This is a genomic window from Brevibacterium pigmentatum (genome assembly GCF_011617465.1).
GTDB classification, from domain to species: domain Bacteria; phylum Actinomycetota; class Actinomycetes; order Actinomycetales; family Brevibacteriaceae; genus Brevibacterium; species Brevibacterium pigmentatum.
Genome location: NZ_CP050153.1, coordinates 2,852,065 through 2,869,308, shown reverse-complemented (window position 1 = coordinate 2,869,308; position 17,244 = coordinate 2,852,065). Strand labels below are relative to the sequence as shown.

Sequence of the window (17,244 nt, the reverse complement as noted above, 5' to 3'; positions counted from 1 at the left end):
CTGTTCCGCCTGGCACTGACCCCCAAATGGCTGGGGTCCCTGCTCCTCGTCCTGGTGCTCGTCACCTGCTTCGTCGGACTCTCCGCGTGGCAGGTCGACCGAGCCCAGCACAAGAACGACGTCACGGAATCCGCTGAAGTCGATGAGCTCAAGGACTTCAACGACGTCATGGACGCCCAGGCCCCGATGCCCGGCATCCTCGCCGACCAGCGGGTCAGCCTGTCAGGACACTGGATCCCCGACGCTCAGGTCGTCATCCCCGGACGCGTCCAGGACGGGGACTCCGGATATTGGGTCGTGACGATGTTCGCCCCGGACGGGGGCCACCTCGGTGAGGGTGTCAAGGTCCCGAACGCCGATGAGAAGACGATCGCGATCCCCGTCGTCCGCGGTTTCACCACCGACGAGGATACGGCGATGACCTCCGAGGCCCGGGACGGCCAGGTCGAACTGACCGCGCGGATCGGGCCCATCGAAGGCCCCGTCGAGGGCAATGACCTGCCCGAGGGTCAGGTGCACACGGTCTCGACCTCGCAGATCATCAACCTGTTCCCCGACCTGCTCACCTACTCCGGGTTCCTCATCCCCGAAACCGCCGACGGCGCGGCCGCCTCGGTGGGCACCGACGGCCTCGAACAGGTACCGACGACGACCACGCGCGACGAGGGCGGATTCGATCTGCAGTCGGCGGTCTACGCCCTCGAGTGGATCATCTTCGCAGCCATGGCCCTCTACATGTGGTTCCAGTTGCTGCGTGACGACTTCGTCCGGCGCCGCCTCGACGAGGACTCCCAGGATTCGGAGAAGCGCGTCGAGTATGTTGTCGTCAAACCCGCCGGCGATGCGACCATCGACCCCGAGGTGATGTCCGGACTGACCGGACTGCCGGCCCATCGTCACGGTGGGAAGAAGCCGGGGAAGACACCCGGAAAGAAGGCCGGGAAGACGCCCGGAAAGACATCCGAACCGACCGACACTTCCACGACCGGAGGAAACTGAGCGTGAGCGAAGAACACGAGTCCTTGGACTCCCGCCCCGATTTCGACGAGAACGACGTGTGGAGCGTCAAACGCTTCACCTCCGCGCGCAATGCGCTGAAGTTCTACCGTGTGATGGCGTTCATCACCGGCACGATGCTGCTCATCCTCACGGTCGAGATGATCTACAAGTACCTCATCGCCGCCGACCCGGCCACCGCCCTGAATTTCGGCGGCTTCAACCTCGCCGCGGCCATCGCGATCTGCCACGGTTGGTGCTACGTCGTGTACCTCATCGGCTGCTTCTGGCTCAATCAGCAGATGCGCTGGACGCTCGGCCGCTACCTCATCCTCGCCCTGGCCGGCGTCGTGCCCGTGATGTCGTTCATCCTCGAACGTCGCATCCACCGCCAGGTCGACGCGGAGCTCGAAGCCGCCGTCGTCGTCGCCCCCAAGTCCTAAGACAGAACCCACCCTCCCCGAGGCGGCCCACCGATCCGTGCGCAACCGCGGTGGTGAGGCCGGCCCAGTTCACCCCTCACCGAGGTGGCCCGTCGATGCGTGCGCAACCGCACTGAGATGGCCGTCTGACCCGAATTCGGGCGTCCGGTCGCCGACGCTTAGAATTGGATCATGACGCAATCCCAGAGCACGCAGGTGCCCCCCGTCCTCGTCGTCGATTTCGGCGCCCAGTACGCCCAGCTCATCGCGCGCCGCATCCGCGAAGCCGGCCTGTACTCGGAGATCATCGCCCACGACGCGCCCGCGTCCGAGTTCGCGGCGAAGAACCCCGTGGCCATCGTGCTCTCCGGTGGCCCCTCGAGCGTCAACGACGCCGCCGCCCCGAACTTCGACACCTCGGTGTTCGACCTCGGAGTGCCCACGATGGGCATCTGCTACGGCTTCCAGCTCATGTCGACCGCCCTCGGCGGCCGCGTAGCCAAGACCGATAAGCGCGAATACGGATCCACCCCGGTCTCCGTGTCGCAGGCCGGAGCACTCCTGGCCGAGACCCCGGGCAACTACAAGGTCTGGATGTCCCACGGGGACTCCGTCGCCGAGGCGCCCGGCGGCTTCGACGTCCTCGCCTCCACCCCGGACACCCCCGTCGCAGCCTTCGAATGCGCGGCGAAGAAGTTCGCCGGCGTGCAGTGGCACCCCGAAGTCCTCCACTCGGAGAACGGGCAGAAGATCCTCGAGAACTTCCTGTTCAACGTCGCCGGCCTCGAAGCCGACTGGACGAACGAATCCGTCATCGACGAACAGGTCGAACTCATCCGCGCCCGCGTCGGCAACAAGAAGGTCATCTGCGGCCTCTCCGGCGGCGTTGATTCCTCCGTGGCCGCGGCGCTCGTCCACAAGGCCATCGGCGATCAGCTCACCTGCGTCTTCGTCGATCACGGTCTGCTGCGTCAGGACGAACGCGTCCAGGTCGAAAAGGACTACGTCGACTCGATCGGCGTCCGCCTCGTCACCGTCGATGCGCGCGAACAGTTCCTGTCCCAACTCGCCGGAGTCACCGACCCGGAGGAGAAGCGCAAGATCATCGGCCGCGAGTTCATCCGCACCTTCGAGACCGCCGCCGCCGACCTCGTGCTCGAGGCTCAGGAAGGTGAAGGCGAAGAGATCGCCTTCCTCGTCCAGGGCACCCTCTACCCCGACGTCGTCGAATCCGGCGGGGGATCGGGCACCGCGAACATCAAGAGCCACCACAATGTCGGCGGCCTGCCCGATGACATCCAGTTCCAGCTCATCGAACCCCTGCGCGCCCTGTTCAAGGACGAGGTCCGCGCCATCGGCCGCGAGCTCGGGGTGCCCGAGGTCATCGTCTCCCGCCAGCCGTTCCCCGGCCCCGGCCTGGGCATCCGCATCATCGGCGAGGTCACCGAGGAGCGACTGAACATCCTGCGCAAGGCAGACGCCATCGCCCGCGCAGAGCTGACGAAGGCCGGCCTCGATGGAGAGATCTGGCAGTGTCCGGTCGTGCTCCTGGCTGATGTCCGCTCCGTCGGAGTCCAGGGCGACGGCCGCACCTACGGCCACCCCGTCGTGCTGCGCCCGGTCTCGAGCGAAGACGCGATGACCGCGGACTGGACGCGCATCCCCTATGACGTGCTCTCCGTGATCTCCAACCGCATCACCAACGAGGTCGACGACATCAACCGCGTCGTCCTCGACGTCACTTCGAAGCCTCCGGGCACCATCGAATGGGAGTGATCCTCCGCGACCGTTGAGGGGCTCCTGCGCACGGAAACGTGGGCACACCCTCACCGAGGCGGCTTCGAATAAGACCCCCGAGTACTGCTCCTGAACACCGTTCAGCTACAGTTGAGGGGCGCTCGAGGCCGCCTCGAGCGTTCCCCGGTCCGGAGCCGGACGAACCACGAACAATGGAGTACTCATGACACCGACTCACAGCACGACCTCGGCGGGAATCACCCGCCCCCGCTCTGCCGGCACGGATATCGCTCTCATTGCGGTCTTCGCTGCGCTGATCGCGGCCTTTGCGATGATGCCCCCGGTCCCGGTCGGGCCCCTCGGTGTGCCGATCACTCTGCAGACCTTCTCGATCGCTCTGTGTGGAATGGTGCTCGGGCCGTGGCGCGGATTCGCGGCCACCCTGCTCTACGTTGTGCTCGGGCTCGTCGGCCTGCCGATCTTCTCGGGGATGCGCGGCGGAATCGGCATCCTCGCCGGGCCGAGCGCCGGCTACATCGTCTCGTTCGCCCTCTACGCCCTCGTCGCCGGACTTGCCGCTCACTGGGCCGTGCGTCGCTTCAAGGGGATGAGGCTCGGTGTGGCACTGTTCGTCGGCGGATTCGGCGGCAGCATCCTGCTCAACCACCCCCTGGGCATCCTCGGCATGTCGATCAACGGCGACCTGCCGCTGAGTGCGGCAGCGGCCGCGGACCTCATCTACTGGCCCGGTGACATTGTGAAGAACATCCTGGCCGCCTCGGTGGCTCTGCTCATCCACCGTGCGTTCCCGGACATCCTGCGTCGTCGCGGCGTCAGCGTGGAATCGGTGTCGGTGCGTCAGGAGCAGGACGCCAAGTGACACGGGAGATCCGGCTGAACGACGTCGGCGTCGGAGTCCTCGACGAAGGACCCGACGGCGATGTCGTGCGCCCGATCCTCCAAGACGTCAACCTCACCCTCACCGAAGACATCGTCGCCGTCATCGGCGCGAACGGCTCGGGAAAGTCGACCCTGCTGCAGCTGTTCAACGGTCTGGTCACAGCGAATGCGGGCGAAGTCCTCGTCGACGGCTTCGACCCGCGCCGCCAGGCAGCGAAGGTGCGATCGCGCGTCGGTTTCGTCTTCACCGATCCGGCCGCGCAGTTGGTCATGCCGACCGCGATCGAGGACATCGAACTGTCCCTGCGCAAATCTGTGCCCAAGAGGGAACGTCGGGCCGCGGCGCTGGCGGTCCTCGATGAGCTCGGCATCGCCGACCTCGCCGATCGCAGTGTCTACGAACTCTCCGGCGGTCAGCGGCAGCTCGTGGCCTTGGCCGCTGTGCTCGCCGTCGACCCGCAGATCCTCGTCCTCGACGAGCCGACGACTCTGCTCGATCTGCGCAACAAGGAGCGCCTGCGCCTCCATCTGCAGGAACTCGTCACGCGGCGCGGAGTGCGGATCATCCTCACCACCCATGATCTGGGGTTCGCACAGATCGCCCAGCGCGCCGTGGTCGTCGAAGACGGTCGAATCGCAGCCGATTCCACCCCCGCCGAGGCGGTCGCCACCTACCGGAACATCATCATGAGCGATACGCCATGACCCAGCTGGAGACGTGGCGGAAGAAGGCGGGCATCAAATCCCGCCCGCAGCTCTTCGGAAAGGTGGCCCATCCTCGGGGATGGCTGCATGATGTGCCGACCGGGGTGAAACTGTCGGTGATCGGGATCATCGGCATCGTGGCGCTCATATTCCGCGACGCGACGGTCAACTGGTCGATGTTCGCAGTCCTCGTCGTCATCGGATTCACGGCTCGGCTGCGGCTGCGAAACTTCCTGCTCACGTGGATCTACGTCGCGGTGCTCGTGGCGCTCATCATGGGGCTGCAGTTCTTCTTCGGATCCACCGGCTCGGGCCTGGCGGTCGCTGGGACCATCTTCGCGTGTGTGCAGGCGGCGTTGATGCTCACCCTGACCACCTCGGTGGGGCAGCTGCTCGACGCGTTCACCGTGATCGTCTCACCGCTGCGGTTCTTCGGGGTGAATACGGAAGCGATCGCGTTGACCGCGGGCCTCATGGTCCGGGCGATCTCGCATATCTCCGGCCTGCTCGGGGAGGCTGAACGTGCCGCGCGGGCCAGGGGAATGGACTCGAGCATCAAGGCTCGGGTCGTCCCGGCGATCCTTCGGTCGGTCAAGTACGCACAGGACACCGGCCGGGCACTCGACGCCCGCGGCATCGTGGACTGACCGTCTCGATCGACCGCTCGAGTTGCCGTCGATCGCTCATCGCATAGCTTGATGCGGCGACGCTGACGTGAGCGGTCGGCGATTCGATTCCGAGAGTCTGAGCCGGTTGTGAGCCGGGACTCAGCGGAACACCTGGTGGGAGGAGTAGCCTCGGCGGCAGAGGGGACGAACCCCCGCCCGAACCGAAGGAGACATGATGACCGGCACCGAGAATACAGTCCTGTTGGCCATGGACTTCCAGAACGGCATCGCCGGAGACGACGCCTTCGCCTCGACCGGTGTGCTCGAACGCGCGCGTGACGCCGTCGCCGCAGCCCGCAGCCACGACATCCCCGTCGTCTGGGTGCGAGTGGCCCTGCGCGAAGGACATCCCGAACTGGCCGCAACGGCGTCGTTCGCGCAGATCGCCGCTCATGGCGACGTCGACGAGACGCATGCCTCGACGAGCATCCATGAAACCCTCGACCGCCATCAGGGCGAGCCTATCGTGACCAAGCGTCGCATCAGCGCCTTCACCGGCAGCGACCTCGAGGTGCTGCTGCGCGGCTATGGGGCATCATCTCTCGTTCTCGCCGGAGTCGCCACGAGCGGAGTCGTGCTCTCAACGGTGCGTCAGGCCGCTGACCTCGACTTCGAACTCACGGTGCTCTCCGACGCCTGTGCCGACCGCGACCCCGAAGTGCACACCGTGCTCACCGAGAAAGTGTTCCCCAAGCAGGCGACAGTGCTCACTGTCGCCGACTGGACGACAAGCCTCGCCTGAGCGCCGAGGCGAGGCCGCGGCCACGTGGTCGCATCAGTAGGGGAGTGGATTCTCCAGTCCGGAGTTGACCATCGAGCTGAATCCGCGGCCGAGCACCTGCGGGGCGGGGTTCTCGATCGCCCGCGAATAGTGGCCGACGAGCTGTGAGCACACGCTCTTCCAGCTCCTGGCCTGCACCTGCTCACGACCGGCGACTCCGAAAGCCCGCCGTTTCGCCTCGTCGCCGAGGAGGTCGGCCGCATGCGCTCGCATGGCACCGAGGTCCTTCGGGGTGTAGAGCCACCCGGTGCGTGAGGAGTCGACGAGGTCGAGCGGGCCGCCTCGGGCGGGAGCGATGACCGGCACCTCGGAGGCCATGGCCTCCTGAATCGTCTGGCAGAAGGTCTCGAGCTCACCAGGGGCGACCATGAGGTCGAAGCTCGCCACCGCCTGGGCCAGGGCATCCCCGCCGAGGAACCCGGTGAAATGAGCCTCCGGCAGCAGCCGCTGCAGACGTGTCCGCCAAGGACCGTCACCGACGATGACGACCTTCGCCCCGGGCAGATCGGTGAGCGCGGCCAGGTCTTCGACCTGCTTCTCCGCGGCCAACCTGCCGACGAAGCCGATGATCTTCTCACCGTTCGGGGCAATGCTTCGACGCCAGGCCTCGGACCGGTGACCCGGGTCGAAGCGGGAGGAATCGACCCCACGGGCCCACAATGCCACCTCGGCGACCCCGAGCCCTTGCAGCTGATCGATCGTGTACGAGGACGGGGCCAGCGTCAGAGAGGAATGCTGGTGGATATTGCGGACGTGGTTCCACAGCATGGCCTCGATGCCGTGCATTCCGTACCGGGCGGCATAGGCGGGAACCTCGGTCTGGTAGATCGCCACGGTCGGCAGATTGAGTGCCTGGGCGGCGAGGACCCCGCGCCAACCGAGGACGAACGGGCTGGCCAGATGGACGACGTCCGGGGCGAAGCGCTGCAGCAGTCGGCGGATCCGGGTGACGCCGCCGGGGGCGACACGGATGCGCCGATACTTCGGCAAGGCGATCGAGGGGACCCGGACGATGCGGGCGCCGGCGACCTCCTTCGGACCGTCCCTGCGCGTGCCCGGAGCGATGACGAGGACCTCGTCGCCGCGGTCGGCCAGATGGTCGAGGACCCGCAGGAGTGAGTGGGTGACCCCATTCATATTGGGGAGGAAGGATTCTGCAACGATCGCTACTCTCACGAGCCCCAGCTAAGGCCCGCCGGGTGACGAGCGCATGACCCGAAGGCGACAGGTCGGCGACATCTGGCCGAAATCGGCCCATCGTGGCCCCAGCGACCGCTCTATGCCGGTGTCGGTGACTGGTGTTGGACCGTCTCCGTGACCGCGCATGGTCGTCTCGGTGTCCGGATGATGACCTGTTCGCGACGAGCCTGAACCCCGCGTAAACTGAGGTGTCGGAAATGCTCGCGCAGCACATGGAACGAGGGGAATGGCCGTGGTCTGGTTCATCGTCGGCGCTTGCGTGCTCGCCGCTCTCATCGTCCTCTTCGTCATCCTCACCGTCCTGCGCTTCAACCAGCTGTCCATGGCCCGGTCGCTGTGCGACGAGGCCAAACGCCAGCTCATCGGCGAGATCCGCGCCCGCCACGCTCTCGTGCCCGCTTATATCGGCACCCTCCAGCAGATCGCCGGACAGGACCTGTCCCGGCTCGAACTCGCGCTCGCCTCTGCCGAACGCGCCTCCTTCGACCACCGCGGCGCCGCAGCCGAAAACGCCCTGACCGACGCCGTCGATGACGCCGCACTCATCCCCGCGGCGCTGACGGAGAGGTCCCTCACCTCGGACTCTGCCCGTTCCCAGCGGGCTGCGGTCAACGAAGAGATCGACACGACGATCCAGCTTCTGCACGGCCAGCTGCAGGTGCTCACCGAACGGATCCTCGCCGGTGCGCGCTTCTACAACACGAATGTCGAACGCTATCACCGGCAGCGGGCGCGACTGGTCTCCCGCCTCTTCGGCGGGGTATTCAAGCCCCGCGCCCCATTCACCGAGGCGATCGATGACGATGGCGGTCCCGGAACGGCGGGTCCCGCCTCGGCGAGGATGACCCCATGACCCGCTTCCGTCTGGACCTGGGCTATCGAGGCACGGATTTCCACGGCTGGGCCAAGCAGCCGGGGCTGCGCACGGTCCAGGCCGCCGTCGAATCCGGGCTCGAACGGATCACCGGCACCGAGGTGGCCACCGTCGTCGCCGGCCGCACCGACTCCGGCGTCCACGCCCGCCGTCAGGTCGTGCACATCGATCTCGGCGATGAGGCGATCGGCAAGCTCATCGGCCAGTCGAATCGATCCGCCGAGGCGGCCCTCCTGTCACGTCTGCGCGGAGTCCTCATCGCCGGTGAGTTCCACGACATCGTCGTCCACGCGGTGGTCGAGGTGCCCGAGGACTTCGACGCTCGGTTCTCCGCGCTGTGGCGGTCGTATCAGTACCGGTTGGCCGATCATCGGTCCTTCATCGACCCGTTGCTGACCCAGGTGACGCCGCGGCACAAGGGCGAACTCGATGCCGAAGCCATGGCCGAGGCCGCGCGCGAGGTCCAAGGGCTCCACGACTTCCTGCCGTTCTGCAAACCCCGGGAGGGCGCGACGACGATCCGCACCCTGTATGAGCTGCGCGTCGAGCGCGATCAGGAAGCTGTCATCACCATCGATCTGCGTGCCGACGCCTTCTGTCACCACATGGTCCGTGCGCTCGTCGGCGGACTGATCAAGGTCGGATCCGGCAGTTGGGCGGTGACCCGCCCGGCCGAACTCATCGCCGAGGCGGACGCCGGGCTGACCCCCGAAGTGCCCATGTTCGTCACGCCTGCCGAAGGACTCGTCCTCACCGAGGTCGGCTATCCGGCACCCGAGGACTACGCTGCTCGCAACGCCCAGACGATGGCCCGCCGCGACCAGGAATAGGCCGACGGTTCGGCGGGTCTCCTGCAGAAGTATCAAGCCGCAGCATCAAGCCGCCTTTTATCGCGCAAGTCGGGATCATGTGAGAATTCCTCTTTCCAGGTGTGAGAATCCTGTGTAGATTCACACTTAAGTAACTCTGAGTTCGCATTGGCACTGCAGGATGGAATCCGTCTTCATCCCCACCGGCATGGTTGATGTGCGACTGACTGATCGATCGAAGGAACTGAATACATGTCGAAACTTGTGACCACAGTGCTGGCCACGGGCGCCGCAGTGTCAATGCTGACTCTGCCCGGCCTCGCGCCCGCCATCGGGGCACCCTCTCTGGGCAACGGAAATTCGACCGGCACCAGCGCCACAGCGCCGAGCGAATCGGCTCCTGCAGACTCCGACGAGACATCGAACGGCTCGTCCGCCGGCAGCAAGTCCGCGACATCGGAGGGCGACGCGGGCGCTGATCAGGATTCCGACAGCGAGGCGCAGTCGGCGCCCGAGGGCACCTCGGTCCAGCTGCTCAATATCACCGACTTCCACGGACGCATCTCCGAGGCAGGCACTCAGGTCGCCTCGGTCGTCGAGGAGGAGCGAGCGAAGTTCGGCACCAGCGGCGACAACAGGGGCACTGCTCTGCTCTCGACCGGTGACAATATCGGTGCCTCGACCTACACCTCCTCATCGCAGAACGACAAGCCCACGCTCGATGTCCTGAACGCCATGGGTGTCGAGGCCTCTGCGGTCGGCAACCACGAATTCGACAAAGGCATCGATGACCTCACGGGACGAGTGAGCGACGAAGCCGACTTCCCGTACTCGGCGGCCAACGTCTACGACAAGGGAACTCAGAATGTCGTCGACGGCCTCGACGAGTACTCCATCGTCGACGTGGCGGGAGTCAAGATCGCCGTCATCGGCGTCGTCACCAAGGACACCGCCTCACTCGTCTCACCGGACGGCATCGCCGACCTCGACTTCGGTGACCCCACGGACGCAGTCAACCGCGTCGCCGACGATCTCGAGAACCTGCCCGAGGACGAACGACCGGATATGACGGTCGTCGAGGCCCACCTCGGCGCGTCGTCGACCGAGAGCCTGGAAGACGCGAAGGCGTCGAACGCGGAGTTCAAGAAGCTCGTCACCGAGGCCGACGCCTCGGTCGACGCCATGTTCACCGGCCACACCCACATTCCGTACACCTTCGAAGCTCCCGTACCCGGTGAGCCCGATCGCACCCGTCCCGTCATCGAGGCCGGCAGCTACGGCGAATACGTCGGTCAGGTGACGATGAGAGTCGACGGCAACAGCGACTGGCAGGCCAGCGGCATCGATCTCATCAAGACCAAGGACAAGAGCTATGACTCCGAGGTCGTCGACAAGGTCGCCGGCATCGTCAGCGACGCAGAGGAGAAGGCCAAGGAACTCGGCTCCGAGGTCACCGGCACGATCAGCGAGGACATCACCCGAGCGAAGAAGGACGGCGAGGAGGACCGCGGTGCCGAGTCCACGCTCGGCAACCTCGTCGCCGATGCGCTCAAGGAAGGTGTCGAAGAGACCCAACTGGAAGAAGCCGACTTCGGCATCACGAACCCGGGCGGACTGCGCACCGATCTGCTCTGCGATGACATCTACAACTCCGAGGAGAAGTGCGAAGTCACCGTTGCCGAGCTCAACAGCGTGCTTCCCTTCGCGAACGACCACGGTGTCGTGACGATGAAGGGGTCGGACGTCATCGGCCTCTTCGAAGAGCAGTGGCAGCCCGACGGTGCGTCCCGGTCGTTCCTCCACCTGGGCATCTCCGAGGACCTCGACGTCGTCTATGACACGGATGCCGACAAGGGTGAGCACGTGAAGTCCGTCAAGGTCGATGGCAAGGAGATCGACCCGAATCAGGACTACCGGGTTGCGACGCTGAGCTTCCTCGCCGCCGGTGGTGACAACTTCACCTCCTTCGCCAAAGGCGACTTCGAACAGTCCGGCCTGACCGACTTCGAGACCTGGGAGAACTACTTCAACAAGCACCAGGCCGAAGGCAAGGACGTCACCCCGGACAAGAACGAGCGTCAGGCAGACGCGGCCAAGGACGTCATCGACAACGGTGATCTGAGCGCCGAGCTGACCGGGCCGAAGACCATCAGGCCGGACGAGAGTGCCGAGTTCGCGCTCAAGTCGAATGCGAAGTCCGAGGTCTCCGGTCCCGTCGACGTCACCGTCGATCTGCCGGAGGGCTATACCGCCGAGGCGGCCGCACAGTCCGAGTCCCAGTCGGCTTCCGCCGATGCTGCCAAGGGCAAGGCCCCTGAGGTCAGCGCCGAGGCGGCTGCCACGACGATCACTCTCGATTCGATCCCGGCGGGGGAGTCCGAGACTCCCGTGACCGTAACTGCGCCGAAAGATGCTTCTGGTGAGGTGACCGTCAAGGTCAGCGTGCAGGCGAATGTCGAAGGACCGTGGTGGGATGACAACCCGCTGCCGATGGCGCATGGGTTCGAAGCCACCGCGGCAGTCGGTGACTACGCAGATGCCTCAGCCGGAGATGACGGTTCGGCCGACGGCGGAGACGCCGATGGTGGCGCTGCCGATGGCGGGGACAATGCGGCCGGTGGATCAGACGGTTCGTCGAATGCCGGGAGCGGAGCCGATGGCGCGAATGCATCTGCCGACGGTGGTTCGGCCGATGGAACTGGGGCCGATGCGAACGGTTCGAAGGACGGCGGCGATCTGCCGCGCACCGGCTTCGAGACCTTCAACATCGTCGCTGCGGCCCTGGCCCTCATCGTCGCCGGCGGCACGGCGGTCACGATCGTCCGTCGCCGCAAGCTCAGCCTCGAGAGCTGAGTCAGACTGGCATCAGACGCTGTGTCAGGCTGACACGAGACGGCGGGGCCGGAGAGTTCTTCTCTCCGGCCCCGCCGTCGTTTCCAGACACTGTCCGGCCCCGCCATTGTGTGCACGGACCTTTGTCGCATTCGCATCTCTCGTGGAGGACCATCTCTCACCGATTGCTCTATCTCCACCACGTAGTTGCATAGTCCACCAGTGCACGAGTGCGAATTGGCGCCGAGAGGGTGTTGTGCGCGAAAGCGGCGGGGACGCCACTGACGGTGAGGGATGCGCTGGTGAAGGGCGTTTTCTGCAGAGCATCCGTCACCGTCATTGTCATCTCCGCTAGCTAGTCGCAATGTGCACCGGTGTACGAGTGCAAAGTGCTGCTGCGGGAGCGTTCTGCAACGAGCGGGGGAAGTTGAGACTACCGTTGGCGGATACCGGCTGTGTCAGGGGCGTGGGGACGAATCGGAGTCGTCTGCGGCTTCGCTGTCAGCCTCGGCTTCGGTACCTTCGCCGCCAGCTCGGTCAGCACCGCCGCCAGCACTGCCACCGGCGGACGCGGCCGGCGGGACCGGCGGAAGGCCGGCGCGGAAGGTCTCGAGGTGAGTGAGCACCGGGACGAGGAAGAGGATGCCGACGGCAGGAACCACGATGCCCGAGTCGTTGATGAGGGTGCCGACTCCCAGCAGGATCGCCAGGCTGATCATCGCTGCGCGCAGAAGCGGGATCCGCCGGTAGGTGTCCTGGAGTCCGTGGAGGCGGAAGCGCGCCGGATCGAGCGCCATCCAGAACACGCCGATGATGATGAGCGGCAGCACCAGAGTCATCCACGACTGAGTGAGGATGTCGATGTTCATCCCGATCTTGCGGGCCAGCACGCTGAGCGCCTGACCGCTGATGATCGTATCGAAGAACCGGCCGAAGTGCGTGCGCTGATCGGCCGGGCGCAGCCAGTCGAGGAACAGCACGGTGAGCATGACGAAACCGGCGATGCCCACGGTCAGCCCGAGTCGTTTGAGCGAGAACCGGATGCTCGCCGCGGCCAGCACGAGGTAGGCGACTCCGATGATGAGGGTCGGCACGGATCCGAATTTCGTGCCCAGACCGGGTGCGGCGAGGATGACGCAGGAGACGAGCACGGGAAGAGTGACGATGAGGACGCGATGCAGCGGCTTGGTCACCAGGGACGCGAACCCGGCGACCGCCAACAGCAGCGCACAGCAGTACAGCGCAAGCGCGGAGTTCCCGATCCCATAGAACCGCGAGGCGATGAGCAGCGGTTCGCCCAACAGCGTCGACATCTGCAGCTGGGATCCGGTGACGACGTCGTAGGCGAGCACGGCGACGGTCACGGTGGACACGAAGAGCACCGGCCCGAATCTGTGCCGCCGCCAGGGACCGAGCAGCCCCAGTACTCCGAGCAGCAGCGCCCACCCCGCCAGCGCACCGAGCATCGCGATGTCCGGGTTCGTCGCCCGCTCCCACGGCACCGTATTGACCAGATACGTCGAGATCGGCATCGCCGCGAACACGACACCGAGGCGGTAGGCCGCGGAATGGACGAGCTCCCGGTGGTTCTTCCGCAGGAACCACGCCATCGCCAGCAGCCCGACCATGAGCACTGCGACGACGGGGAAGAACCACGTCGACAGATCGTTCTGCGTCTTCACCGCCACCTGCCGGTCAAGCACGGCCTGATAGCGCGCCTGCCAATCGGAACCATGCGCACCGGAGGTCATCGGGGCCCCGGCCGCATTGTCCATCTCCTCGGCCCCGGACAGAGCCACAAGCGTCGGCGCCAAGTCGGGCACCTGAACCAGCCCCGGCTGCCGTGTCGACGAGGACGTGAGCAGTCCCGCCGGCTCGCCCGGCTCGATCATCATCGTCGCCTGCATCGACGATCCCTCATGCGCGCCGTCGGCGATCGAGGAGAACACCACGGGAACGCGACCCTCGCCGAGGCGGTTCGGCCGATCCGCACTCATCCACCCGGTCGATTCGAGGATGTCCCCGACCTGTGCATCGAGTTTCTTCAGCGAGTAGCCGTCGGCGGCGGTATTGCCGAGATCGACGAGGGCGAGCTCACCGTCCGCGGCCGATCTCGCCACGTCCGCGCCGAGGTCGGAGTCGACGGGCGACCAGTTCTCGACGCGGCCGGAGGGGGAGGCGGCGGCGATCGCGGCACCGTTGCCGAAGGCACGGATATCGGGCACCGACTCGGCCAGCGCCCCAAGTGACGCGTCGTAGTTGTCACCGCGGGCCACCTGCGCGTACACGTCCCAATCGGCGACCCAGCCGTCGAGCGGCGAAGCCGGTTCGCGGCACTGATCGCGGGGTTCGTCGGCGGCGCGCCGTCCGGATCCGAGCCCCAGCCAGCCGTCGACCGGGCAGCTCGTCGCGCGCACGCTGCGCGGCGTGATCGTCCCGATCTGCCCGCCCTCCATCATCACCCACAGATTCGGTGTGGTGCGCGGATCGAGATCCTCGAAGCTGAAGCCGGAGACGTTGATCGACACGACCCCGGGATTCGCCGAGGCGGCCCCGTCGTCATCGTCTCCCGCAGGCGGAGCTGCGTCGTCCGTCTCGGCTTCCGCCTGCAGGTCGGCTCGTGCCGACGGCCCCGCAGCCAGGCCCGTGACAGATCCCGCGGCAGGGGCCGCCTGCCCGGCTTGGGGCAGACCGAGGACGAAGAGGGCGATGGCCAGGATCCCGAGGAGAACCCGGGTGGCCGGGGAGGTCACGGGGGCTCTCATCGGTGAGCCTCCTCGGCGTGTTCAGCACTGAGCGCCAGCAGGAAGGGCAGGAGGACCATGGCTCCGGTCGAGGGGACGGCGACTCCGGAATCGGTGAGCACGAGCCCGACGCCGAGCCCGGTGGCGGCGGCGAGGAAACCGAAGTGCAGGTCGGAGTCGGTGAAGAGCTGGGGGAGGCGTCCTCGCCATTTGTTGACCAGGCGCCCGGTGCGGCTGCCGGGGTGGACACGGGGGAAGTGGAGGAGGTAGCGGAGGAAGACGAGGATCGCGATCACCGCGAGCGGGGTGACGATGGCCAGGGCCGGGTTGATCTGGATGATGTGGAGGTTCGCGCCGAGCTTGCGGCCGACGACCTGCAGGGCCTCACCGGTGACGATCTGGTCGAAGAACGTGCCGAAGTGCGAGCGTGCCCCGGCCGGGCGCAGCCAGTCGAGGAAGGCGATGCCGATGAGGATCGCCAGCGACGCCACCCCGATGAGCGCGAGGCGCAGCAGGGTCAGACGGATCTTCGACAGCAGCGCGAGCAGGACCATGAGACCGGCGAGGATTGCGATCGTGCCGCCGAACTTCGCACCCCAGGACGGGTTGCCGGAGACGAACACGGCGGCCAGGCCGATGACGATCGGCACGACGATCACGGCGCGGCGGTGGCCGCGCGCCCGCAGCCAGGACACCACGACACCTAAGAAGATGAAGAGGCTGACGATGAAGATCGCCGCACCTTGATTGCCGAGTCCGTAGTAGCGGCCGCCGACGATCGGGTTGTAGCCGAGGAGCGAGTTCGCCTGCAGATGGGAGCCGGTGGCGAGATCGGTGGCGAGGATGAGCAGGTTCGCCCCGGCCAGGGCACCGACCCGTCCTCGCCAGGTCCGACCCCAGGGCGGGATGAGGGCGAGGACGAACAGGGCGGCGGCCGTGCCGATGACCGAGAGGAACAGACCGAGCCCGGGTTCGGCCGTCCGTGACCAGGGGACGAGCCCGGCGAGGAACGCTCCCATCGGTAGGGACGCGACGCCCAAGGACACCCAGCCGAGGAATCGGTGGACGTGGGGCGCACGGGTGGCACCGCCTCGGCGACCGAGGATGGAGCGGTTGAGCAGAATCGCGCACGCGAGGAAGAGGACGTAGAAGATGACGTCGAGGGTGATGGAGAACGTCGAGAGATTCTGATGGATCGTCGTCGACTTCTGCGCCTCGGCGACGAGATCGTCGATGCGCTGCTGCGGATCGTCATCGGTGGGAGTCGAGTCGAAGCCGACGGCGCGCGGGGAATCGACGCCGAGGCCGTCGAGGATGCCCGGTGCCAGATCGGTGATCTGCAGCAGCCCCGGAGTCCGGGTCGTCGCCGAGGACAGGGACCCGGGTTCGAAGCTGGGGCCGGCGGCGATGAAGGCTCGCAGCTGCGGCAGACCGGAGCTGTCGCCGAGGCCCGCGACGATGATGGTCGGATCGGCGGCCCCGTCCTTCGCGTTCTCCCGCACTTCCTGCAGACGCACGCCGAGGCGGCGGTCGGCTTCGGCGACGCGGGTCTCCCGGTCGAAATCCGGGGGAACGGTATAGGAGTAGTTCGGGATCGGGTCGTACAGCCAGGAGCGGATGCCGATCGCACCGAGGTCGACGACGCCGAGACGGCAGTCCGTGGCGGTCGCATCCTCCGTGAAGTTCGTCACCACCCCGTCTTCGTCCGCGGCGGCATATGCTGCGCCGGGACCTTCGGCTGCGACGCAGGGTTCGAGCAGGGAGTGCGCATCGGTTGCGGTGGTGCCGGCGGGCACGGCTTCACCGGCGTCGACGACGGTGCGCGCGAGCATTCCGTAGTCGACGGTGTAGCCGGAGCCGATGTTGGGCTCCGTGACCGCGTCGAAGCCCTCGATCCGCGCGGTCGTCGCTCCCGCAGCGGATTCGTCGGCATGAGCTTCATCACTGTCCGCGGCGTCCTTCGCCGAGGCGGCCCCGTCCTCGGCGTCCGCGGAACCGTCCGTGGTGGGGGCGATCATCGTCGGGCATCTGGCCGAGTCATCGGGGTCGGCATCCTCGGCGATGGGGGAGGGTCCGGCCTGCGCACGGGCGCCCGCGCCGAAGGACAGCCAACCCGATGCCGGGCAGGTGGCCGCGCCGATCGTGCGCACGTTGAGGTTCGCGGCCGCGCCCTCGGAGATCAGGCGGTAGAGGTTCGGAGTGCGCTCGGGGTCGATATCATCGATGGTCAGGCCCGGAATGCCGAAGACGATCGTCTGCCCGGACGGGGGCCTACTGGTGTCCGCGGCCTGCGCGGAGGATGCGCTGACGTTGGCAGCCGAATCTTCGGTCGATGCCGAATCATCGCGTGGTGCCGTGCCGTCCGTTGATGCCGACGCGGAGGCGGAGCCGAGTCCGAGGCCTGCCGTCAGGAGCCCGACCAGCAGACCCAGCATCAGGATTCTCAATGCGGGAAGTCGGAAGAGCAGGCTGGAATGAGTCGGCACAGATCAATACTATCGGCTCAGGTTTCGAGCAGCCCTGAGACCGCTCTGGGCGTTTGCTCCCCGGGCCTGCGGCCATGTATATTTGATTGT

At 66.5% G+C, this 17,244-nt stretch carries 13 protein-coding genes; 10 read left to right on the top strand and 3 right to left on the bottom strand.

Features of this window, described 5'->3' with window-relative positions; all coding sequences use genetic code 11:
- Nucleotides 1-54 precede the first annotated feature (54 nt).
- The 7 genes from GUY30_RS13040 to GUY30_RS13010 all read left to right on the top strand — a co-directional run bounded on the left by GUY30_RS13040 (nt 55) and on the right by GUY30_RS13010 (nt 6,170).
- Nucleotides 55-999, top strand: a complete 945-nt coding sequence (locus GUY30_RS13040) for an SURF1 family protein (protein WP_228281327.1) — start codon at nt 55-57, stop codon at nt 997-999.
- Between the two features lie 2 nt (nt 1,000-1,001).
- Complete coding sequence (locus GUY30_RS13035) at nt 1,002-1,439, top strand: DUF3817 domain-containing protein (protein WP_167198339.1); 438 nt, start codon at nt 1,002-1,004, stop codon at nt 1,437-1,439.
- 171 nt (nt 1,440-1,610) lie between these two features.
- The gene (gene guaA, locus GUY30_RS13030) at nt 1,611-3,194 is read left to right on the top strand and encodes a glutamine-hydrolyzing GMP synthase (protein WP_167198336.1); all 1,584 of its coding nucleotides are present in this window, start codon (nt 1,611-1,613) and stop codon (nt 3,192-3,194) included.
- A gap of 184 nt (nt 3,195-3,378) precedes the next feature.
- Entirely contained in the window at nt 3,379-4,035 is a 657-nt protein-coding gene (locus GUY30_RS13025) for a biotin transporter BioY (RefSeq protein ID WP_167198333.1), read from the top strand.
- A complete protein-coding gene (locus GUY30_RS13020) occupies nt 4,032-4,760 on the top strand; it encodes an energy-coupling factor ABC transporter ATP-binding protein (protein WP_407645282.1) in 729 nt (242 codons plus the stop codon). Before GUY30_RS13025 ends, GUY30_RS13020 begins: the two co-directional genes overlap by 4 nt.
- Nucleotides 4,757-5,407, top strand: a complete 651-nt coding sequence (locus GUY30_RS13015; protein ID WP_167198330.1) for an energy-coupling factor transporter transmembrane component T family protein — start codon at nt 4,757-4,759, stop codon at nt 5,405-5,407. The genes GUY30_RS13020 and GUY30_RS13015 overlap by 4 nt, the downstream gene beginning before the upstream one ends.
- Nucleotides 5,408-5,603: 196 nt before the next feature.
- Nucleotides 5,604-6,170, top strand: a complete 567-nt coding sequence (locus GUY30_RS13010; RefSeq protein ID WP_167198327.1) for a cysteine hydrolase family protein — start codon at nt 5,604-5,606, stop codon at nt 6,168-6,170.
- Nucleotides 6,171-6,203: 33 nt separating this feature from the next.
- Here GUY30_RS13010 and GUY30_RS13005 read toward each other — a convergent pair whose 3' ends face one another.
- The gene (locus GUY30_RS13005; RefSeq protein WP_208091412.1) at nt 6,204-7,385 is read right to left on the bottom strand and encodes a glycosyltransferase family 4 protein; all 1,182 of its coding nucleotides are present in this window, start codon (nt 7,383-7,385) and stop codon (nt 6,204-6,206) included.
- A gap of 250 nt (nt 7,386-7,635) precedes the next feature.
- Between GUY30_RS13005 and GUY30_RS13000 the strand changes: the two genes are divergently transcribed.
- The 3 genes from GUY30_RS13000 to GUY30_RS12990 all read left to right on the top strand — a co-directional run bounded on the left by GUY30_RS13000 (nt 7,636) and on the right by GUY30_RS12990 (nt 11,945).
- Nucleotides 7,636-8,262 carry a LemA family protein gene (locus GUY30_RS13000; protein ID WP_167198324.1) on the top strand — a complete coding sequence of 209 codons (627 nt, stop codon included), beginning with the start codon at nt 7,636-7,638 and terminating at the stop codon, nt 8,260-8,262.
- Nucleotides 8,259-9,113, top strand: coding sequence for a tRNA pseudouridine(38-40) synthase TruA (gene truA, locus GUY30_RS12995; protein ID WP_167198321.1), 855 nt, complete (start codon nt 8,259-8,261; stop codon nt 9,111-9,113). Before GUY30_RS13000 ends, truA begins: the two co-directional genes overlap by 4 nt.
- A gap of 231 nt (nt 9,114-9,344) precedes the next feature.
- A complete protein-coding gene (locus GUY30_RS12990) occupies nt 9,345-11,945 on the top strand; it encodes a bifunctional metallophosphatase/5'-nucleotidase (protein ID WP_167198318.1) in 2,601 nt (866 codons plus the stop codon).
- 437 nt (nt 11,946-12,382) lie between these two features.
- Here GUY30_RS12990 and GUY30_RS12985 read toward each other — a convergent pair whose 3' ends face one another.
- Together GUY30_RS12985 and GUY30_RS12980 are read right to left on the bottom strand one after the other, a co-directional pair.
- The gene (locus tag GUY30_RS12985; protein WP_228281325.1) at nt 12,383-14,689 is read right to left on the bottom strand and encodes a hypothetical protein; all 2,307 of its coding nucleotides are present in this window, start codon (nt 14,687-14,689) and stop codon (nt 12,383-12,385) included.
- Nucleotides 14,686-17,154 (bottom strand): glycosyltransferase family protein, encoded by a 2,469-nt coding sequence (locus tag GUY30_RS12980; protein WP_167198315.1) that lies wholly within the window; start codon nt 17,152-17,154, stop codon nt 14,686-14,688. The genes GUY30_RS12985 and GUY30_RS12980 overlap by 4 nt, the downstream gene beginning before the upstream one ends.
- Nucleotides 17,155-17,244 lie beyond the last annotated feature (90 nt).